General features: G+C 64.3%; 20 protein-coding genes and 2 tRNA genes. 13 read left to right on the forward strand and 9 right to left on the reverse strand.

The genetic code is table 11. The features are described 5' to 3' along the window. Window positions 1-13: 13 nt before the first annotated feature. Window positions 14-1555, reverse strand: coding sequence for a histidine ammonia-lyase (gene hutH / locus V3C85_RS09945; RefSeq protein WP_331794930.1), 1542 nt, complete (start codon window positions 1553-1555; stop codon window positions 14-16). Continuing rightward, complete coding sequence (hutI, locus tag V3C85_RS09950) at window positions 1552-2742, reverse strand: imidazolonepropionase (RefSeq protein ID WP_331794931.1); 1191 nt, start codon at window positions 2740-2742, stop codon at window positions 1552-1554. The genes hutH and hutI overlap by 4 nt, the downstream gene beginning before the upstream one ends. Before the next feature lie 69 nt (window positions 2743-2811). Between hutI and V3C85_RS09955 the strand changes: the two genes are divergently transcribed. Next, window positions 2812-4173: a formimidoylglutamate deiminase gene (locus V3C85_RS09955; protein ID WP_331794932.1), complete on the forward strand. Its 1362-nt coding sequence runs from the start codon at window positions 2812-2814 to the stop codon at window positions 4171-4173. Further along, window positions 4170-4868, forward strand: coding sequence for a GntR family transcriptional regulator (locus V3C85_RS09960; protein ID WP_331794933.1), 699 nt, complete (start codon window positions 4170-4172; stop codon window positions 4866-4868). The genes V3C85_RS09955 and V3C85_RS09960 overlap by 4 nt, the downstream gene beginning before the upstream one ends. A 23-nt stretch (window positions 4869-4891) precedes the next feature. Here V3C85_RS09960 and V3C85_RS09965 read toward each other — a convergent pair whose 3' ends face one another. Together V3C85_RS09965 and V3C85_RS09970 are read right to left on the reverse strand one after the other, a co-directional pair. Further along, window positions 4892-6490, reverse strand: coding sequence for a peptide chain release factor 3 (locus V3C85_RS09965; RefSeq protein ID WP_331794934.1), 1599 nt, complete (start codon window positions 6488-6490; stop codon window positions 4892-4894). A 75-nt stretch (window positions 6491-6565) separates the two neighbouring features. After that, entirely contained in the window at window positions 6566-7582 is a 1017-nt protein-coding gene (locus tag V3C85_RS09970; protein ID WP_331794935.1) for a Hint domain-containing protein, read from the reverse strand. Window positions 7583-7738: 156 nt separating this feature from the next. On the opposite strand from V3C85_RS09970, the gene V3C85_RS09975 reads away from it, so the two are divergent. Continuing rightward, a complete protein-coding gene (locus tag V3C85_RS09975) occupies window positions 7739-8518 on the forward strand; it encodes an SDR family oxidoreductase (protein WP_331795277.1) in 780 nt (259 codons plus the stop codon). 60 nt (window positions 8519-8578) lie between these two features. Next, window positions 8579-9676 carry an ABC transporter ATP-binding protein gene (locus V3C85_RS09980; protein WP_331794936.1) on the forward strand — a complete coding sequence of 366 codons (1098 nt, stop codon included), beginning with the start codon at window positions 8579-8581 and terminating at the stop codon, window positions 9674-9676. A gap of 3 nt (window positions 9677-9679) precedes the next feature. On the opposite strand, the gene V3C85_RS09985 is transcribed toward V3C85_RS09980, so the two are convergent. Then, window positions 9680-10375: a helix-turn-helix transcriptional regulator gene (locus V3C85_RS09985; protein ID WP_331794937.1), complete on the reverse strand. Its 696-nt coding sequence runs from the start codon at window positions 10373-10375 to the stop codon at window positions 9680-9682. Window positions 10376-10598: 223 nt separating this feature from the next. Here V3C85_RS09985 and V3C85_RS09990 point away from each other — a divergent pair, with 223 nt between their 5' ends. From V3C85_RS09990 to V3C85_RS10005, 4 genes are read left to right on the forward strand one after another with little or no spacing between them, the layout of a single operon-like run. Continuing rightward, complete coding sequence (locus V3C85_RS09990) at window positions 10599-10814, forward strand: twin-arginine translocase TatA/TatE family subunit (RefSeq protein ID WP_331794938.1); 216 nt, start codon at window positions 10599-10601, stop codon at window positions 10812-10814. 39 nt (window positions 10815-10853) lie between these two features. After that, on the forward strand, window positions 10854-11372 hold the full coding sequence (gene tatB / locus V3C85_RS09995; protein WP_331794939.1) for a Sec-independent protein translocase protein TatB: 519 nt from the start codon (window positions 10854-10856) through the stop codon (window positions 11370-11372). Then, the gene (tatC, locus tag V3C85_RS10000; protein ID WP_331794940.1) at window positions 11372-12271 is read left to right on the forward strand and encodes a twin-arginine translocase subunit TatC; all 900 of its coding nucleotides are present in this window, start codon (window positions 11372-11374) and stop codon (window positions 12269-12271) included. Before tatB ends, tatC begins: the two co-directional genes overlap by 1 nt. Next, a complete protein-coding gene (locus V3C85_RS10005) occupies window positions 12268-13107 on the forward strand; it encodes an ATP-binding protein (protein ID WP_331794941.1) in 840 nt (279 codons plus the stop codon). The genes tatC and V3C85_RS10005 overlap by 4 nt, the downstream gene beginning before the upstream one ends. Window positions 13108-13236: 129 nt before the next feature. On the opposite strand, the gene V3C85_RS10010 is transcribed toward V3C85_RS10005, so the two are convergent. The 3 genes from V3C85_RS10010 to surE all read right to left on the reverse strand — a co-directional run bounded on the left by V3C85_RS10010 (window position 13237) and on the right by surE (window position 15926). After that, window positions 13237-14415 carry a peptidoglycan DD-metalloendopeptidase family protein gene (locus V3C85_RS10010; RefSeq protein ID WP_331794942.1) on the reverse strand — a complete coding sequence of 393 codons (1179 nt, stop codon included), beginning with the start codon at window positions 14413-14415 and terminating at the stop codon, window positions 13237-13239. A gap of 66 nt (window positions 14416-14481) precedes the next feature. Next, window positions 14482-15144 (reverse strand): protein-L-isoaspartate(D-aspartate) O-methyltransferase, encoded by a 663-nt coding sequence (locus V3C85_RS10015; protein WP_331794943.1) that lies wholly within the window; start codon window positions 15142-15144, stop codon window positions 14482-14484. Beyond that, window positions 15141-15926: a 5'/3'-nucleotidase SurE gene (surE, locus tag V3C85_RS10020; RefSeq protein WP_331794944.1), complete on the reverse strand. Its 786-nt coding sequence runs from the start codon at window positions 15924-15926 to the stop codon at window positions 15141-15143. Before surE ends, V3C85_RS10015 begins: the two co-directional genes overlap by 4 nt. A 146-nt stretch (window positions 15927-16072) precedes the next feature. Here surE and V3C85_RS10025 point away from each other — a divergent pair, with 146 nt between their 5' ends. The 5 genes from V3C85_RS10025 to V3C85_RS10045 all read left to right on the forward strand — a co-directional run bounded on the left by V3C85_RS10025 (window position 16073) and on the right by V3C85_RS10045 (window position 18987). Next, complete coding sequence (locus V3C85_RS10025) at window positions 16073-17209, forward strand: amidohydrolase (protein ID WP_331794945.1); 1137 nt, start codon at window positions 16073-16075, stop codon at window positions 17207-17209. A gap of 96 nt (window positions 17210-17305) precedes the next feature. Then, a complete protein-coding gene (locus V3C85_RS10030; protein WP_331794946.1) occupies window positions 17306-18244 on the forward strand; it encodes a pirin family protein in 939 nt (312 codons plus the stop codon). A 66-nt stretch (window positions 18245-18310) separates the two neighbouring features. Beyond that, window positions 18311-18387: transfer RNA gene (locus tag V3C85_RS10035), tRNA-Asp, on the forward strand. Between the two features lie 241 nt (window positions 18388-18628). Next, a tRNA-Asp gene (locus V3C85_RS10040) sits at window positions 18629-18705 on the forward strand. A 63-nt stretch (window positions 18706-18768) separates the two neighbouring features. Then, the gene (locus V3C85_RS10045; RefSeq protein WP_331794947.1) at window positions 18769-18987 is read left to right on the forward strand and encodes an RND transporter; all 219 of its coding nucleotides are present in this window, start codon (window positions 18769-18771) and stop codon (window positions 18985-18987) included. On the opposite strand, the gene dddP is transcribed toward V3C85_RS10045, so the two are convergent. Next, the gene (gene dddP / locus V3C85_RS10050; protein WP_331794948.1) at window positions 18984-20321 is read right to left on the reverse strand and encodes a dimethylsulfonioproprionate lyase DddP; all 1338 of its coding nucleotides are present in this window, start codon (window positions 20319-20321) and stop codon (window positions 18984-18986) included. The genes V3C85_RS10045 and dddP overlap by 4 nt on opposite strands. Between the last annotated feature and the right edge of the window lie 55 nt (window positions 20322-20376).

Here is a 20376-nt window from a genome sequence, read left to right on the forward strand (position 1 = left end):
CGTGTCCTTTGGGTCAGACGACGGAAGTCAGGGCGGGCAGTGACAGCCCAGAGGCTGTGGTCAAGGCACCGGCGCGGACAAGGTCTGCGGCGGCCTCGATATCGGGGGTCAGGGCGCGGTCGGCGCTCAAGGTGGCAATGCGGGCACGGATCACCCGCATCACCTGTTGCAGCGCGGGGCTGGTTTGCAAGGGGGCGCGGAAGTCGATGCCTTGCGCTGCGGCCATCGCCTCGACCCCCAGAATGACGTTCAGATTGGTGTTCATCCGTGCAAGGCGGCGGGCGGCATGGGCGGCCATGCTGACGTGATCTTCCTGATTGGCCGAAGTTGGGGTGCTGTCGGTCGAACAGGGCGTGGCCAGATGCTTGTTTTCACTCATCAGCGCCGCCGTGGTCACTTCGGCGATCATCAGGCCCGAGTTCAGGCCGGGGTCCGGCGTCAGAAAGGGCGGCAGGTCATGGCTAAGCGTCGGGTCCACCATCAGGGCAATGCGGCGCTGCGCGATGGCCCCGATTTCTGACACGGCCAGCGCGATCTGATCGGCGGCAAAGGCCACATATTCGGCATGGAAATTGCCGCCCGAGACGATTTCCCCGGTTTCGACCAGCACCAGCGGGTTGTCCGTGACGGCATTTGCCTCGACTTCCAGCGTGCGGGCCGCGTGGCGCAACAGATCCAGCGCGGCACCCATCACCTGTGGCTGGCAGCGGATGCAATAGGGGTCTTGCACGCGGGTGTCGCCGTCGCGGTGGCTTTCGCGGATCTCCGAACGCTCCAGCAGGCGCGATTGGGCGGCGGCAAAGTCGATCTGGCCAGGATGGCCGCGCAAGGCGTGGATCGCCGGGTTCAGCGGCGCGGTCGAGCCCATGATCGCATCGGTGGACAGCGCGCCGGTGATGGTGGCGGCGGTCAGGTTGTCCCACGCCCCCCAAAGGCCGGCCAGTGCGGCGGCGGTGGAAAACTGGGTGCCGTTGATCAGGGCCAGCCCCTCTTTCGGGCCAAGGGTAACCGGGGAAAGGCCCGCCTGTTGCAGGGCCACGCGGCCCGGCAGACGCTGGCCGTTCAGCAGCGCCTCTCCCTCGCCGATCATCACCGCCGCCATATGGGCCAGCGGGGCCAGATCGCCCGAGGCCCCGACCGAGCCCTGCGACGGGATCACCGGGGTGACGCCTGCGTTCAGCATGTCCTCGATCAACTGCACCGTGGCCCAGGCCGTGCCACTGGCCCCGCGGCCCAGCGACAGCAGTTTCAGCGCCATCATCAGCCGGGTTGTGGGTTCCTCCATCGGCGCGCCCACACCACAGCAATGCGACAGGATCAGGTTGCGTTGCAGGGTGGCGGTGTCTTTGGCCGGAATGCGCACCGAGGCCAGTTTGCCAAAGCCCGTGTTCACGCCGTAAACCGCAGCGTCGCCGCTGGCCGCGCGGGCCACAAGGGCGTGGGCGGCGTCGATCCCGTCTTTGGCCGTGCGGTCAAGCCGGACCTGCCCACCCTTGCGCCACAGGGTTTCCAGCGTGGCAAGTGGGGTGGTGCCGGGTGTCAGGGGATGGGTCAAAAGGCACCTCCGAAGATGCGCTGGGATAGGGGGTTGAAGCCGATCCGGTAGGACAGTTCCGCCGGGTGGCCGACATTCCAGATCGCCAGATCGGCGCGCAGGCCGGGGGCAAGCTGGCCGCAATCGTGCAGGCCAAGGGCGCGGGCGGCATGAAGCGTGGTGCCGCGCAAGGCCTCTTCCGGGGTCAGGCGGAATTGGGTGCAGGCCATGTTCATGGCCAGCAGCAGCGAATTCAGCGGCGAGGTGCCGGGGTTAAGGTCTGTCGCCACCGCCATCGGCACATTATGGGCGCGAAAGGCCGCGATTGGCGGCATTTGGGTTTCGCGCAAGGCATAGAAAGCACCCGGCAGCAGAACCGCAACGGTGCCCGATTGCGCCATGGCTGCGGCATCGGCCTTGGTTGCATATTCGACGTGATCGGCCGACAGCGCCCCATACTGGCAGGCCAGTTCTGTGCCGCCAAGGTGCGACAATTGCTCGGCATGCAGCTTGACGGGCAAGCCCAATGCACGCGCTGCGTCGAACACGCGGGCGATCTGGGCCGGGGTAAAGGCGATGCCTTCGCAAAACCCATCGACCTGATCGACCAGCCCTTCGGCATGGGCGCGGCTTAGGGCCGGCAGGCAGATGTCGGTCAGGTAGTCATCGGCCCGCCCCTTGAATTCGGGGGGGATGGCATGGGCGCCCAGAAAGGTGGTGACGATGCGCATGGGGCGCAGCTGCGCCAGCTTGCGGGCGACACGCAGCATTTTCAGCTCGGTCTCGATATCCAGGCCATAGCCGGATTTCACCTCGACCACCGCCACGCCTTCGGCCATCAGCGCATCCAGCCGGGGCAGGGCGGCGTCCAGCAGGGTGCTGTCACTGGCCTGACGGGTGGCCGTGACGGTAGAGAGGATGCCGCCCCCGGCGCGGGCGATGTCTTCATAGCTGGCCCCCTGCAGCCGCATCTCGAATTCCTGGGCCCGGTTGCCGCCATGGACCAGATGGCTGTGGCAGTCGATCAGGGCCGGGGTGACCAGCCGGCCGCCCAGATCGTGCCGCGCGCCCCTTGCATCCTTGGGCAAGGCAGCGGCGGGGCCAACCCAGTCGATCAGCCCGTCGCGCAACACCAGCGCGCCATCTGCGATCAGACCATAGGGCTGATCACCGGTCAGCGTGGCAAGGGTGGCGCCTGTCAGAATCATTGCTTGGCCTTGTCATATGCACTGGCATCGGTAATAAGTGCATACATATTATCGGGTCAAGAGGCGATCATGACAGAGCTTTGGGCGGATTGGGCCTTGCTGCCAACAGGCTGGGCGCGGGATGTGCGGGTCACCTTGGCGGCGGGGCGGATCGCCAGTGTCATGGCTGGCAGCGCACCGTCGGGCACGCGCGTCGGGGTGCTGTTGCCCGCGCCCGCCAATGCCCATTCCCATGCCTTTCAGCGCGCCATGGCCGGGCTGACAGAAGGCCGGGGCCCAAATCCTCGCGACAGTTTCTGGACATGGCGGCAGTTGATGTTCCGCTTTCTTGACCAGTTGAACCCAGACCAGATTCAGGCCATCGCCGCCTTTGTGCAGATGGAGATGCTGGAGGCGGGCTATGCCTGCAATGTCGAGTTCCACTATCTGCATCATGACCCCGGCGGTGTGCCCTATGCCGATCTGGCCGAAACCTCGGGCCGCATCGCTGCGGCGGCGTCGCAAACCGGTATCGGGCTGACGCTGTTGCCGGTGCTGTATCAGTTTGGCGGGCTGGATCAGCGGCCCTTGGCCCCGGGGCAGATCCGTTTTGGCAATGATCTTGGGCGGTTCACGGCGCTGCATGCCGCCGCCAAGGCTGCGGTTTCCACTGTGGGGCCGGATTCCTGCACGGGTGTTGCGCCCCATTCCCTGCGGGCTGTCCAGCCCAAGGATCTGCTCGCCTTGCGGGGCATGGCGGACGGGGGCCCCTTTCACATGCATCTGGCCGAACAGGTGGCCGAGGTTGAGGAGGTTCAGGCCCAGACCGGCCAGCGCCCGGTAGAGTGGGTGCTAAGCCATCTGGCCCCCGGCCCGGATTGCTGTTTCATCCATTGCACGCAAATGCTGCCGACCGAGACCGAGGCGCTGGCGCGCTCTGGCGCCGTGGCGGGCCTGTGTCCGATCACCGAGTCGTCGTTGGGCGACGGAATCTTTGATGGCTTGCGGTGGTTTGACGCCGGGGGCGTGATGGCGATTGGGTCAGACAGCAACATCCGCATTGCCCTGGCCGAGGAATTGCGCACCCTTGATTATTCGCAACGCCTGCGTGATCACAGCCGCGCAGCACTGGCCACATCTGATCTGTCCACCGGGCGGCGGCTGTTTCAGGCCGCTTGTGCGGGCGGGGCGCAGGCCGCGGGGCGGCACAGCGGCCAGATCGCGCCGGGCCTTTGGGCCGATCTGATGGCGCTGGAGGCAGATCATGTTGACCTTGCCGGGCGGCAGGGCGATAGGCTGCTGGATGCATGGATCTTTGCGGGGGATGACCGGATGGTGACAGATGTCTGGTCTGCGGGGCGGCATATGGTGCAGGGCGGTCGCCATGTGGCGCGGGCGCAGATCGTGGCCGCCTATCGCCGCGCGGTGGCGCCCCTGATCAGCGCCCTATGACGGACGGGGCGAACACATGGCAGGCCGTGCAGGCCGAGGTTCTGCGCCGCATCCGGTCGGGGCAATGGGCGCCGGGCGGGGCAATCCCGCATGAGGCGGATCTGGCGCAGGAACTGGGATGTGCCCGCACCACGGTGAACCGGGCGCTGCGCGAGGTGGCCGAAATGGGCCTGATCGAGCGGCGCAGGCGCGCAGGCAGCCGGGTTGCCATGCGCCCGGTGCGACGCGCGACGCTGGATATTCCCGTGCTGCGCGATGAGATCGAGGCGCGCGGCGCGGCCTATGCCTTTACGCTGCAAAAGCGCGAAATGGCCCTGCCACCTGTTTCGGTGCAGGCGCGGCTGGCGCTGGGGGCGGATCGGGCTTTGCTGCATGTGGTTGGCCTGCATCTGGCCGACGGTCATCCCTATGCGCTAGAGGATCGCTGGATCGACCCAGAGGCGGTGCCACAGGTTCAGGACGCGGATTTCACCACACTCAGCCCGAATGAATGGCTGGTGCTGACCATTCCTTTCGAGGGCGGCGATATTGCCTTTTCGGCCCATGCCGCGACACAGGGCGAAGCGGCAGCCTTGCGCTGCCCTGAGGGGGCCGCGCTGTTCGTGGTCGAGCGGGTGACGTGGCGTGGCGAGGCGCGCCTGACCTGCGTGCGCCTGACCTTTGCGCCGGGTCACCGGCTGGTGACGGTGATCTGAGCGTGAGTCGGGCTGAAGCTCGATTACACCATCATTTCCTTGGTCGCGGTCAGCTTCAGCTCGGGGTAGTCGCGGATCACCCGGTCAATATCCCATTGCAGGCGCGTCAGAAACACCGTGTCGCCGTCATTGTCGATGGCGATATGCTGTTTGTTGACGTTGATCAGCTTGTCCATCTCGGCCTTGGGGCCCTTGATCCAGCGGGCACTGCTGAACTGCGAAGGCTCAAAGCGGACGGGCAGGCCGTATTCCTGCTCGATCCGGCTGGCCAGCACTTCAAATTGCAGCGCGCCCACGACGCCCACGATAAAGCCCGAACCGATCATCGGCTTGAACACCTTGGCCGCGCCTTCTTCGGCAAATTGCATCAAGGCCTTTTCCAGATGCTTGGCCTTCATCGGGTCGCCCGCGCGCACACCTTGCAGCAGTTCCGGCGCAAAGGACGGAATACCGGTAAAGCGCAGCGCCTCGCCTTCGGTCAGGGCGTCGCCGATGCGCAGTTGCCCATGGTTCGGGATGCCGATGATATCGCCCGCCCAGGCCTCTTCGGCCAGTTCGCGGTCGGCTGCCAGAAACAGCACGGGGTTTGACACCGCCATCGGTTTCTTGCTGCGCACATGCAGCAGTTTCATGCCGCGCTCAAAATGGCCCGAGGCAAGGCGGACAAAGGCCACACGGTCGCGGTGCTTTGGGTCCATGTTCGCCTGAACTTTGAAGACAAAGCCGGTAACCTTTGATTCTTCTGGGGAAATTTCGCGCTCGGTCGCCTTTTGCGGCTGCGGTTCGGGGCCGAATTCGCCCATACCGTCCATCAGTTCCTTGACGCCAAAGGAATTGATGGCCGAGCCGAACCAGATCGGCGTCATCGAGCCGTGCAAAAACGCCTCGCGGTCAAAGGCGGGCAGCAATTCACGCGCCATTTCAAGGTCTTCGCGGAACTTCTTGAGAAGATCTGCGGGCACATGATCTGCCAGTTTCGGATCATCCAGACCAGAAATCTTGATCGATTCCGCCACCTTGTTGCGGTCGGCGCGGTCCATGATTTCCAGCCGGTCATGCAGCAGATCATAGGCGCCGATAAAGTCGCGCCCCACCCCGATGGGCCACGAGGCTGGCGTCACATCAATCGCCAGATTTTCCTGAATCTCGTCGATGATTTCAAACACATCGCGGGATTCGCGATCCATCTTGTTACAAAAGGTCAGGATCGGCAGGTCGCGCAGGCGGCACACTTCGAACAGCTTTTGCGTCTGGCTTTCCACACCCTTGGCCCCGTCGATCACCATGATCGCGGCATCAACCGCCGTCAGCGTGCGATAGGTGTCTTCGGAAAAGTCGCTGTGGCCGGGGGTATCGACCAGATTGAAGCGGAACTTGCCATATTCAAACGACATGGCGCTGGCCGAAACCGAGATCCCGCGCTCTTGCTCCATCTTCATGAAGTCTGACCGGGTGCGCCGCGCCTCGCCCTTGGCCCGCACCTGACCGGCCATCTGAATGGCGCCGCCGAACAGCAGGAACTTCTCGGTCAGCGTGGTCTTGCCGGCATCGGGGTGCGAAATGATCGCAAAGGTCCGACGACGGGCGATTTCAGGCGGGAGGGAGGGGCGATTGTCCAACATGGCGCGTGAGTAGCGCAAAGACAGGCACACGTCCACTGGCGCTTGCACCGCAAATCGCGCCTTTCCATGGGGTTGTCAGCGGGGGCTGTCCTTGCGCGGTTGGGGGCGGCCCAGAATCGTCTCGCGCCCGACCGAATCAAGCAATTGGCGGCTGGCTTCGGTGCCGAAATGCTGCGACTGCGCCAAGCCCGGAAAGCGCGAGCGCACTTCGCTGGCCAGTTCTGAGGGCAGGCGGCTGATCGTGGCATCGCTGACCATCAGGCTTTCAGCGGGCACGCCTTCGGCATAGATGATTTCGTGCTGATCAAAGACCAGACTGAAATAATCCATAAACCCGCCCTCACGCTGGAAAACCTGGTCATCATCGACCAGATGCTTGGCCTGAATCAGGATTTCGGCCGTTTCCAGCCCCGGCTTGCGGTTGCGCTGATACAGGAAAATCCGATGATGTGGGCTGACGATCAGATCGCCCGAATTGCCCAGGGTGCCCGCCGTGATCACCACCGGCGCGAAAGACCCCACGGCGCGCAAGGTGGCCTTGCCCAGCCAACGCACGGGTTGCGGGCCATGGTCGCGCGTCAGTACCTTGTCGCCGGGTTGCAGGGTTTCGATCGGGCATTGCCGGCCATCGGCCAGCGAAATCATGGTGCCCCGGCCAAAGGACACGCAGACCAGATCAACCAGCGGCACCCGCTCAGGGGCGTCGTCAATGGCGACCAGCGTATAGTCAAGCTCTGCCCCCATGGGCGACAGGGGCAGGGCGACCGCTGCCCCGCTGTCAAGGCGCAGGAACAGCAGATCCACCGTCGTGGCATCAGGCGCCATCAAAGTATAGCGCCCGACCAGCGTCAGGGCCTCACCCGGCGTGCCGATCTGGCTGCCCGGTGCAATCCGCTCGCCCTGCACCCCGTGGGCCAAGACCAGCCGCAGGGGTTTTGCCTGATCTTCCAGCGTGTAAATATCGCCTTCGCACAGGTCGGCAGGGTTGCCCAAGCTGTCGCCCGCATTGACGCCATGGCTGACATAGATGGCATCCGCCTCAAACACTTGGCAGACATGGCCGGGCAGATTTTGACGTGGCACGGCTGTCATCTGGAATTCCTGTATCGGTCGCGGCTGATAATGTCGCAGGCATAATATAATTTTGGGTTCAGATAATCGTTGGTTTTTTCTGCGTCAATGTGGCTTGCCTTCAACTGTGTGATCAAGCCTGCTAAATGAATGGGGCAGCAGGATGGAGGACATGCGATGGATCTGGGGATCAAGGGGAAAACAGCGCTGGTTTGTGCGGGGTCCAAAGGGTTGGGGCGCGGTTGTGCGATGGCCCTGGCCGAGGCGGGCGTCAATCTGGTGCTGAACGCACGCGGAGAGCAGGCGCTGAATGCCACGGCACGCCAGATCCGCGACGCCTATGGCGTGACGGTGGTCACGGTGGCCGCCGATATCACCACCGAGGAGGGCCGCGCCAAAGTGCTGGCCGCGGCGACGGGCATCGATATTCTGGTGACCAACGCGGGCGGGCCACCGCCCGGCCTGTGGTCAGACTGGTCGCGCGATGATTTCATCAAGGCGATTGATGGCAACATGCTGACCCCGATTGCGCTGATGCAAGCGGCCCTGCCGGGGATGATTGCCAAAGGCTGGGGCCGGGTGGTCAATATCACCTCGGGTTCGGTCAAGGCGCCGATCCCGCAACTGGGCCTGTCAAACACAGCGCGCGCGGGCCTGACCGGCTTTGTCGCGGGAACGGCCCGGCAAGTGGCCGGGCATGGGGTGACGATCAACAATCTGCTGCCCGGCATTCACGATACTGACCGCGCCGTGGCGCTGGATACGGGCGTCACCAAGGCCGAGGGCATAACGATGGAGCAAGCCCGCGCCAAACGCGCCGCAACCATTCCGGCCGGGCGCTATGGCACGGCATCCGAATTCGGCGCGGCCTGTGCCTTTTTGTGCAGCCAGCATGCCGGGTTTATCGTGGGGCAGAACCTGCTGTTGGACGGCGGTGCCATCAATGCCACCCTGTGAAGGCTGGACGCTGTGGCGGGGGGCTGCTAGGGGATGCCTGAGAGAAACGCTAGGATACCCATGCCGCAAGATCGCCCCCCTGTTGCAGGCCCTCGTCTGATCGCCCGGCACCTGAGCCGCGCCTTTGGCGGCCGCAAGGTGGTGCAGGATCTGTCGCTGTCGGTGCTGCCGGGGCAGGTGACCTGCCTTTTGGGCCCGTCGGGCTGCGGAAAATCGACGACCCTGCGCATGATTGCCGGCGTGGAACGCGCGGATGAGGGCGAGGTGCTGATCGATGGCACGCTGGTCGAAGGGCCGGGCCTGCACCTGCCCCCGGAAAAGCGGTCGGTTGGCCTGATGTTTCAGGACTTTGCCCTGTTCCCGCATCTGACTGTGGCCGACAATGTGGCCTTTGGGCTAAAGGCCGACAAAGCGGCCAAGGCCGCGCGCGTGGCCGAGTTGCTGGAGCGGGTGAATCTGTCGGGGTTTGGCCCCAAACATCCGCATCAACTCTCGGGTGGAGAGCAGCAGCGCGTGGCGCTTGCCCGCGCCTTGGCCCCGCGCCCCAAAGTCATGCTGATGGACGAGCCGTTTTCGGGGCTGGACAACAGGTTGCGCGACGGCATCCGCGACACCACGCTGGAAATCCTGAAAGAGGAAGGCGCGGCAGTCGTTCTGGTGACGCATGAACCCGATGAGGCGATGCGGATGGCCGATGAAATCGTGCTGATGCGGGCGGGCCAGATGGTGCAGATGGGCGCCCCCTATAACGTCTATAACGCCCCGGTTGATAAGGCGGCGGCAGCATTTTTCAGCGATATCAATGTGATCCGTGGCGTGTCGCGCGGTGCGTTGACCGAAACCCCCTTTGGTGCCTTTCTGACGCCCGGCCATGCCGACGGCGGCAAGGTTGAAATCGTGATCCGGCCCCAGCATCTGAAGATCGATTTTGACAGGGCAGGCCGGGGGCCGAACCCCACACCGCAAGACGGCACGCCTGCGCGCGGCACCGTGACCCGCGCGCGCTATCTGGGGCGCGAAAGCCTGGTTGATTTCCGCATGGATTTCGATGGCTCGATCCTGACCGCCAGCGTGCCGGGGGTATTCTTGCCCAAGGCGGGCACGGCGCTGTGGCTGATGATCCGGCGCGACCGCTGCTTTGTGTTTCCCGCCCGCTGATCGCTAGCGGTCGGGCACGGGCTTGGCTTCCTGGTCCATATGGGCGCGATAGTCCTCTGGCCCGCGTCCCGGTTCTTGTGGATAGGGCTCGCCCGTTTCATCCAGCGCCACGATCCGATCCACGCGAAAGGCCCGGAAATCGCCCCGCGCCTCGCACCATGCCGCAAGCGTCCAGACCTTGCCCCAGAATTCAAGCTGCAAGGGGCGGATGTCGCGATGCGTTTCGCGGCCATCATGGTCGATATAGGTGATGGTCAGCCGCTCTTTTTGCCGCACGGCCTTGCGGATGGCAGGCAGATGGGGGGCGGCGCGTTTGGCCTCTTGGCCGGTGAACAGGAACAGGTCATCTTCATCGCCTTCGGGCGGGGCGGGGGTCACGCTGGCGATCTTGGTGGCCAGCAGCCGCGCCGCCCGCGACAGGCCCGGATCTTCGCCTTCGGCCACCAACCGCACCCCCAGGCGCAGCGCCTCTAACTCGGCCCCGGTCAGGATCATTGGCGGCAAGGTGATCGGCGCCCGCAGAATATAGCCCACACCGCGCTCGCCCTCGACCGGCAGGCCGCTGGCCATCAGCGTGGACATGTCGCGCCAGATGGTGCGCACGCTGACCCCCAGCTTTTCGGCCATCTCGCCCGCACGGTGCAGCCGCCCGTCGCGCAGGATCTGGATCAGGTCGAACAGGCGGTCAGTGCGTCGCATGGGGCCAAGGTGACCGGGCTTTGCACCGGCGTCAATCCATGGGCCCCGCAAACCGCCATCAGGGCTTTTGCGCCGGGGGCAACTGACATATAGCTGTCAGCTATCTGCCCCCCCGGCCAAGGGGGAAGGGTGGAATTGACCTAGGAAGTGCCCCAGATGAGGGGTAATGGAATGATCAGACGGGCAGCCCCCCTGCGGGCAAACCCCAGTGAGAGGATTTGACATGCTGAACAACATCGGCCTTCCCGGCCTTCTGCTTATCGCCGTCGTGGTGCTGGTCCTGTTCGGGCGCGGCAAGATTTCGGGCCTGATGGGCGAAGTTGGCAAAGGCATCACCGCCTTCAAGAAAGGCGTCAAGGATGGCACCGAAGAGATCGAGAATGCCTCGGCCACCACCGCCAAGGACGTGACGCCCGAGACCGAGAAAGACAAGGTCTAAGCCGTCTTATCGTCACAGCGCCCCTGAACGGAGCCTCATATGTTCGATCTCGGGATGTCCGAGCTTTTGGTCATCGGTGTTGTCGCGTTGATCGTGATCGGCCCGAAAGACCTGCCACAGTTGTTCCGCAGCTTTGGCAAGTTCACTGCCAAGATGCGGGCCATGGCGCGCGAATTCAGCAGCGCGATGGAAGCGGCCGCCGATGAGGCGGGTGTGAAAGACGTGGCCAAGGATCTGAAAGAGGCGACCTCGGCCAAGTCGATGGGCCTTGATAAGGTGCGCGAAGCGGCCGAGCGGTTCGAGAAATGGGATCCGGTCAAGAATGCCGCCCGCCCCTCGACGCCCAGCACGCCCGCCACCCCGGCCACCCCGGCCGCCGAAGACAAGCCGCGTGGCCCGGCGACTGCGGCGCTTGCCGAAAAGCAGGCCGCGCGCAAGGCCGCCGCCCTTGACGCCGCGGAAAAGCTGAAAGCGGCGGGTTCTGCCCCGGCCGCGCCCGCAACAGAACCCGAACCCAGCCCAGCCCCCGCGCCCGAACCCCCAAAGGCCCAAGCCTGATGAGCAACGATCACATTGACGACAGCGCGGCCCCGCTGGTCGAGCATCTGGCCGAATTGCGCAACCGCCTGATCTGGGCGGCAGCGGCCTTTATCGTGGCCATGATCCTGTGCTTTGTCGTGGCCGACCCGATCCTGCGCTTTCTGCTGCGCCCGATCGAAGATGCAATGCGCGCCTTGGGCAATCCCAATCCGGTGATGCAATATACTGCGCCGCAGGAATATTTCTTTACGCTGGTGCGGATCTCGATGGTGGGGGGGCTGGCGATTTCTTTCCCGGTGATCGGGTATCAACTGTGGCGTTTCGTGGCGCCCGGCCTTTATCGCAGCGAAAAGCAGGCTTTTCTGCCCTTCCTGATCGCCTCGCCCGCGTTGTTCATCCTTGGCGCGCTGTTTGCCCATTATGTCGTGACCCCGCTGGCGATGAATTTCTTTCTGGGCTTTGCCGATGCCGCATCGCTGCTCTCGGCGGTGATTCCGGCGCTGGTTGATACCCCCGCTGATGTGCCCCTGGCCGAGACGGCACCCGCGCTTCCGGCCGAAGGCATCAACATCATCTTTCAGGGCAAGGTGAATGAGACGCTGGATGTGTCGCTGAAGCTGATCATTGCCTTTGGCCTGTGTTTCCAGTTGCCGGTGTTGCTGACCTTGATGGGCAAGGCGGGGCTGGTGTCGTCCAAGGGTCTGGCGGGCATGCGCAAATATGCCATGGTCCTGATCCTGATCGTGGCCGCCTTGGTCACCCCGCCCGACGTCATGAGCCAGATGATCCTGTTTTTCGCAGTCTATCCGCTGTACGAAGTGTCGATCTTTCTGATCCGCCGGATCGAAAAGAAGCGTGAAGCCGAGTTGCGGGCGCAGGGCCTGTGGGAAGACGAAGACGAAGACGAGACTGCATGACCGACGATACCCTGACCCGGATTGCCGCCGCCCTTGAACGTCTGGCCCCGGCGCCAATGCCCGCCCCTGATTTTGACAGCGCGGATGCCTTTGCCTGGCACACCAGCCCCGACCGGCTGGAGCCGGTGGGCAAGGTCAGCCGGGTGGATCTGGCCTTGCTGGTGGGGGTGAATCGGTCGCGCGATACGCTGCTGGAAAACACCCGCCACTTCGCGCGCGGCTTGCCCGCCAACAATGCGCTGCTTTGGGGCGCGCGGGGGATGGGGAAATCAAGCCTGGTCAAAGCGGTGCATGCCGCTGTGGTGGCCGAGGGGCTGGCGCTGAAAATCGTGGAGCTCAGCCGCGAAGATCTGCCGTCGGTGCAGCGGTTGCTGGCCCATCTGCGGGCCAGTGCGTCGCGCTTTATTCTGTTTTGCGATGATCTGTCGTTCAGCCATGATGACCAGCATTACAAATCACTGAAAGCGGTGCTGGATGGTGGCATCGAGGGGCGGCCCGAGAACGTGCTGTTCTATGCCACGTCGAACCGACGTCACCTGATGCCCCGCGACATGATCGAGAATGAGCGGTCTTCGGCCATCAATCCCTCTGAGGCGGTGGAGGAAAAGGTGTCGCTGTCGGATCGGTTCGGGCTGTGGCTGGGCTTTCACCCCTGCAGCCAGGATGACTATCTGGACATGATCCGCGGCTATTGCGCCGCGCATGGGGTTGTGGTGGCCGAAGACAGGCTGCGTGCCGAAGCGATCGAATGGCAGGCCACGCGTGGCGCGCGGTCGGGCCGAGTGGCCTGGCAGTTCTTTTGCGATCTGGCCGCGCGTGAGGGCGTGCGGCTGTAGGGCATCGCCGCGCTGCCGGGGGGAGGGTATCAGGGGGCGCTGCCCCCTCTGGGCCTGCGGCCCATTCACCCCCGGAGTATTTGGGCCAAGATGAAGGGCAGCCGGGGCGATTTATCCTTGTGGCCCGGATTACTGCAAAAAGGCCATCGGGTCGGTGCTGTCGACGCCGCGCCGCACTTCGAAATGCAAGAAGCTGGGGGTGGCGGCGCGCACTTTGGCGATGGTCTGGCCCCGGCTGACGCTGTCGCCTTTCTTGACCGCAATTCCATCGACGCCGGCATAAACGGTCAGGATATTGTCCGCATGCCGGATCACGATGATCGGCGTTTGCTCGGTATCTTTGGTGATGGCGGCCACGGTGCCGGCGGCTGCGGCTTTGACCGCGCTGCCCGCGGGGGCGGAAATGTCGATCCCGTCGTTTTTGCCTTTGGCATAGGGGCGGATGATCGCACCGGCGACGGGCATTTGCATTTTCGACGTGCTGGCCGAGGTCTGCTGCTTGCCCAGATCGGGTGATGCCGGCGTTTCCTTGGGTTTCTGGGCCGCGGGTGTGGTCTTTTCATCGGGCAGCGGCTTGGTGGCCGAGGGCGGAACCGGGGTGGGAGATCCTGCCCCGGGGGCGGTGGTGCCTGCGGTTTGCGGGGGCGCTGCATTGGCGACCGGAATGATCAGATACTGGCCTTCGCGCACGTTCAGATCCGCGCCGAGCCCGTTCCATTCGCCCAAGGCCTTGGCCGAGACATTGTAAAGCCGGGCGATCGAAAAGGCGGTTTCGCCGCGCCGCACCTGATGGCGCACCGGCTCGCCCGAGGCGCGGGGGGTGGTGGTGGCGGGCGGGGTGGGGGTGCCCACCCGGTCAAGCGCTGTGGTGGCAATGGCCGACACATCGACAGCCCCCGGTGCTGCGCTGCTGCCCGCACCGGCAAGCCCCTGCACCTGACCCTGATCGGCCACCCGACGGGGCAGGGCCAGAACCTCACCCGCGCGCAGCGGATCGGTGGGCATCAGCGCGTTATAGCGGGCCAGTTCATCGGACGTCAGCCCCACACGGGCCGCGACCGAAGCCACGGTATCGCCACGGCGCGCCACCGCCACCTGATAGCCGGGGTAAGAGATGACACCGCGAGAATCGGGGCTGGGGCGGTTTTGGGTGGCCTGACGGGCCGCCTCGCTGGTGTCCAGCGCGCCGCCACCGCCGCGAAAATCCCAGTCCATCGTCTCGAACGGGCCTGTCGTGTTGCAGGCGGCCAGTGCCAGAACGCTGCAGCCCAGGCCAATGGCCCGCAGTCGGTAAGAGATATGGGTCATGCTCTGCCTCTTCGTTCTTGCCGGGCGGTATGCTCCGCCCCTTGTTGCAACCACGGGGACCGGCCCCTAATCATTCCCAAGCCCTTCGACCAGCGGCACGAACCGCACGGGACGCAATTCTTCGTAATCAAAGCCGCGTTCGCCGCGGGTGACCTTGATCAGGCTTTGCACTGTATCAGACTGGCCGACAGGCACCACCATGATACCGCCAACTTTCAGTTGCGCCAAGAGGGGGCCGGGCGGGTCTTCGGCGGCGGCGGTCACAATGATGCGGTCAAAGGGGGCCTGATCGGGCAGGCCAAAGCTGCCATCGGCGGAAAAGGCGGTGATGTTGACCAGCCCCAGATCGCGGAACACCCTTTGCGCATCGGCCACCAGTTTGCGGTGACGGTCCACCGTATAGACACGGCGGCACAGCAACGACAGCACCGCCGCCTGATAGCCCGAGCCTGTTCCCACCTCGAGCACCGTGTCGCGCGGCTGCACATTCAGCGCCTGTGTCATCAGCCCGACCACCGACGGCTGGCTGATGGTTTGCCCGCAGGCAATGGGCAAAGGCATGTCTTCATAGGCGCGGGCGGCGAAATGGCCGCGCACGAAATGGCCACGGTCCACCCGTTCCATCGCGGTCAGCACCCGGGCATCGGTCACCCCGCGCGAGCGCAAGGCATACAGAAAGCGCATCTTGCGTTCGGCGTCCGTTGCTTCGGGTGCGCCTTCCTCTGTCATGCCAACCGCGCCTCAAGCTCGGCCAGGGTGTCATGGGCGGTCAGATCGGCGCGCATTGGGGTGATGCTGATCCAGCCATCAAGGTTCACGGCGGCATCGGTGCCGGGCAAGGTGGGGCGATGCTGCGGCCCGCCCTTGATCCACAGATAGCGCCGCCCGGTGGGCGAGGTTTGCGGCTCGCACGAAAAGGCGGTGTCGCGGCGAAAGCCCTGGGAGGCAACTTTCATCCCCTTGACCAGATCGCCGGCCACAGGGGGGAAATTCACATTGTAGAACAAACGATAGTCATCTTGCGTCCACAGGCCCTTGTCCAGCAGCGCGCGCACCACGCGGGTGCCATGCTGGGCAGCGGCCTGAAAGGGGCTGTCCAGATCTTCGGTGCCACGGCCCAGAAACTGCGACAAGGCAATGGCCGGAACGCCTTGCAACGCTGCCTCCATCGCGCCGCCGATGGTGCCGGAATACAGCGTGTTTTCGGCGGCATTGTTGCCCCGGTTCACCCCTGACAGCACCAGATCGGGCTTGGCGCCATCCAGCACATCGTAAATCCCGGCCAGCACACAATCGGCCGGGCTGCCCTCGGCGGCATAGCGGCGGTCTGACAGGCGCGCGATCATCATCGGGTGGGTATAGGAGATGCAATGGCCGACGCCCGATTGCTCAAAGGCCGGGGCCACGGTCCAGACCTCACCCTTTGGGCCGGCGATGTCATGGGCGATGGTGGTCAGCACCGCAAGGCCCGGGGCATTGATGCCGTCGTCATTGGTGATCAGAATGCGCATATATTCACCCCTTTCCCTTTGATTAAACGAGGGGCGGGCAGGCGGCAAGGGCGGGTGTCGCCCAAGGCCAGATTCGCAGGGCGCGACCCTTGACTTGTGGCCCTGCCACGGCCTTGCATGGGGCCAGACCAGCACGGGGAACGCCGATGACCGACCTTTCACCCCTGATCGCCTTTCGCCATGCCCTGCACCGCCAGCCCGAACTTTCGGGCCAGGAAGAGCAAACGGCAGCGCGGGTGGCGCAGGCCTTGCGGGCGCTGAGCCCGGATCACCAGATCACCGGGCTTGGCGGTCATGGGGTGGCGGCGGTGTTTCAGGGCAGGGCCCCTGGCCCCACGGTCATGCTGCGGGCCGAACTTGATGCCTTGCCCATCCCCGAAACCTCGGGCGTTGGACACGCCAGCCGGGTGCCGGGGCGGGGGCATCTGTGTGGCCATGATGGGCATATGGCGATCTTGCTGGGCGTGGCCGTTGCCTTGGCGCAGGCGCGGCCCGCTGCGGGGCGGGTGGTGCTGATGTTTCAGCCCGCCGAGGAGGACGGATCAGGTGCCGCGGCGGTGCTGGCTGACCCGGCCTTTGCGCCGCTGCGCCCGGATTGGGCCTTTGCGCTGCATAACATGCCGGGGCTGCCGCTGGGGCTGGCGCAGGTGTCGGCGGGGCCTGCCAATTGCGCATCCGTCGGGGTGCGGCTGCGCTTTCTGGGGCGCACCGCCCATGCCGCCACGCCGCAAACCGGGGTCTCGCCGCTGCCTGCCCTTCAGGCGCTGATCCCGGCGGTTCAGGCCTTGGGGCCGGGTGGTGATCTGGGGCCGGATTTCCGCCTTGTCACCCTGACCCATCTGCGGATGGGAGAGCCAAGCTTTGGTATCGCCCCCGGAGAGGCCGAGATCTACCTGACCCTGCGGTGCCTGCTGGATGATCCGATGGCCGCGCTGAAGGCCCAGGTTGTGGCACTAGCTGAGGCCGCCGCGGATCAGGCCGGTCTGGTGCTGACCCTGTCGTGGCACGATGATTTCGCCGCCTGCCGCAATGATCCGCAGGCAGTGGCGCAGATCACGGCGGCGCTGCGCGCCACGGGCATCGCCTTTGGCCCGGCCAGCCCGATGCGCGCCTCTGAGGATTTCGGGCGCTTTGGTCAGCCCGGCACGGCCTCGGCCATGGTCTTGCTGGGTGCGGGCGAGGGGCACCCGGCGCTGCATGATCCGCGCTATGACTTTCCCGATGCGCTGATCGGGGTGGGGCGCGATGTCTTTCTGGCGATCTTGCGCAATCTTTTGGGCTGATCCGCGCATTCGTGCACAAGTCTCGCGCGGGGATGGGCGATGCATGGGGGGTGGTTTGCGCCTAGATTGGGGGCATCACAGCAGATGGAGGCCATGATGAGTTGGAACCCCGCGCTCGATCCGTCGATTCCCATCGGCGATGCCGTTGACAGCATCGAGACTGTCATCATCCCCCGTGCCCGCGATCTGGGCGGGTTTGAGGTGCGCCGGGCGCTGCCCTCGGCCAAGCGGCAGATGGTGGGGCCGTTCATCTTTTTCGATCAGATGGGCCCCGCCGAGTTTCTGACCGGGCAGGGCATTGATGTGCGCCCGCATCCGCATATCGGGCTGGGCACGGTGACTTATCTGATGCAGGGGCGCATTCACCACCGGGATTCGCTGGGCACGGATTCGTGGATCGAACCGGGGGCGGTGAACTGGATGCTGGCGGGCCAAGGCATCACCCATTCCGAGCGGCAGGACGGGGCACAGCGGCAGGGGCCGCATGGGCTGTTTGGCTTGCAGACCTGGCTGGCGCTGCCACTGGACCGCGAAGATGATCCTGCCGCCTTTTACCACGCCCCCAAGCAGGCCCTGCCGGTGCTGGAGGGCGAAGGCAAGGAGGTGCGGCTGATCCTGGGCGAGGCCTATGGCGCGGCGGCGCCGGTGGCGCTTGGGTTTGAAACCTTTTACGCCGATGCCCTGCTGCGGCCCGGCGCGGCGATTCCCTTGCCCGACAACCACGAAGATCGCGGGGCCTATGTCTTGCAGGGCGAGGTCGAGGTGGCGGGCCAGGTGTTCGAAGCGGGGCGCATGCTGATCTTTCGCCCCGGTGACCGGATCTCGCTGAAAGCGGGGGCGCAGGGGGCGCGGGTGATGTTGCTGGGCGGGGCCACGATGGAGGGGCCGCGGCATATCTGGTGGAACTTCGTCGCCTCATCGCGCGACCGGCTGGACGCAGCGCGCGAGGCGTGGCGGGCGGGGGATTGGGCGCATGGGCGGTTTCAATTGCCGCCGGGGGATGATGCCGAGTTCATCCCCGCACCTGAGCGCTAGAAAAACGTCACAGACCCGCTTGACGCCGCCTGCGGGCTTGTCTATCAGACGCCTCACGAAGATTGCGCGGTTGTAGCTCAGTTGGTTAGAGTACCGGCCTGTCACGCCGGGGGTCGCGGGTTCGAGCCCCGTCAACCGCGCCACTTCGTTCCTGAAAGGCCCCCACCGCTGTGTGGGGGCCTTTCGTGTTTCCGGGGGCGCCTTTGGGCGGCTGTTTCTGGCAGACACACTTTGGTTTTCGTTGAAAATCAGCGGCTTACTTTCAGATTTTAACCCGTTCTTCACGAATCGGCCCCGCAATCGGCATATTCTTTGGCCCGCGCAAAAGATTTGCCATTTCGCGCTTGACGCCCCTGCGCCCCCCGTTTATCAGCCCCCCATCGCGCGGTTGTAGCTCAGTTGGTTAGAGTACCGGCCTGTCACGCCGGGGGTCGCGGGTTCGAGCCCCGTCAACCGCGCCACTTTCCTCCATATGCAAAAGATTGCATGTCTGCTATCCGGTGCCCCAGAGCATCGGAGACATCATGACCCTGCTGGACCAAATTCCCCTGAACATTGCCATTCTGGCCGCCCTGACGCTGGGCCTTGCGCCGTTTTTTCCCGAACCGCATCTGGTGGAAAAACTGCGGATGCTGTTTGCCGGCACGTTGACGCGGCCGATGGATATTTTTGATCTGCTGATGCATGCGGCCCCCTGGCTGGTGCTGGGGGCCAAATTGCTGCGGATGGCGCTGGTGCGTTAACCCAGCAGGCGCGGATCGAACGGGTATTTCGTCAGATTCTCGTATCCCGTTTCGGTGATCAGCACCTGTTCTTCCAGCTTGATCGAGAAATCGCCGTCCTCGGGGCTGGCCAGAACCTCGACACACAGCACCATGCCCGCCTCGATCGGATAGTCAAAAGCGCCGTCGACCATGGCGTCGGGATAGGCGACCAGGGGCCATTCATCGCACAGACCCACCCCATGCATCATGCAGCCGTATTTCTGCTTTTGCAGATGATCAGGCAGGCGGTGGCACTTGCGTGACAGATCATTGATCATCACGCCGGGTTTCAGCATTTGCATATTATGTTCAATATGTTCCATGGCGATCTTCATAGTATCTATCATGTCTTGGCGGGGCTTTTTATCACCGATCCACCACGTGCGGCTGATGTCGATGCAGATGCCATAGCTGCCGACCAGGTCAGTATCAAAGGCCACGATTTCATTGTTCTGAACGATTCGCGGGCCGCATTCCTGAAACCACGGATTGGTGCGCGGACCAGACGACAGCAGACGGGTTTCGATCCATTCGCCCCCGCGCCGGATGTTTTCGGCGTGCAGCACAGCCCAGATGTCATCCTCGCTCATATTGCCCAAGGGCACGCCGGTGCGGGCGGCGGTTTCCATCTCGGCAATGGCAGATTCGCAGGCGTGATGGGCGCAGCGCATGGCCAGAATCTCATCCGGGCCTTTGATGCTGCGCACCTTTTCGGTCAGCTCCTCGCCGGGAATCACGGTAAAGCCCTGCGCCTCTAGTGCGCGCAGGCCGTGCAGCATCACCTTGTCGACGCCAAGGCGCATGTTGCCGCCCCCATGTTCGGCGATCAGGGCGCGCACCTCGCGGCTGAAGGCATCGGCGGCGACATCCACCTTGTCGCCACGGTCAAAATAGAACAGATCGGCGCCCGAGCGTTGTTCGCGCACCAAAGGGTTGAAGCGCGACAGGAACATGGCCTGTTTGTAATCCCAGACCACCATATAGCCATCGGCGCAGACAAGGCAGGCGCGAAAGGCGTTATGGGTGTTCCACAACTGCATATTGGTGCTGTCGGTTGCATAGCGGATGTTCAAGGGATCAAACATCAGGATGCCGCCGTAATCGCGGGAAACCACGCCCTGCACCAGCCGCGCCCACCGAAATTCGCGCATGGCGGCCAGATTTGGCAGGGTCAGCCCCGCCGCCTGCCATTCCTGCATGGCCAGTTGGGTTGGCCCGATCTCGACGCGGTCATTGTCATTCAGGCTGCCATCGTCAAGGCGCGCGCCCTTGGTCGGATCAATCTTGCGGCGTGCGACGTAATGGGTGTTCATGGCCGGCCCCCTGTTGATGTCGAAATCCTGAAAGACTGCGGGGATTGCGGCTGTT

This window comes from Pseudotabrizicola sp. L79 (genome assembly GCF_036553525.1).
Taxonomy (GTDB): Bacteria; Pseudomonadota; Alphaproteobacteria; order Rhodobacterales; family Rhodobacteraceae; genus Pseudotabrizicola.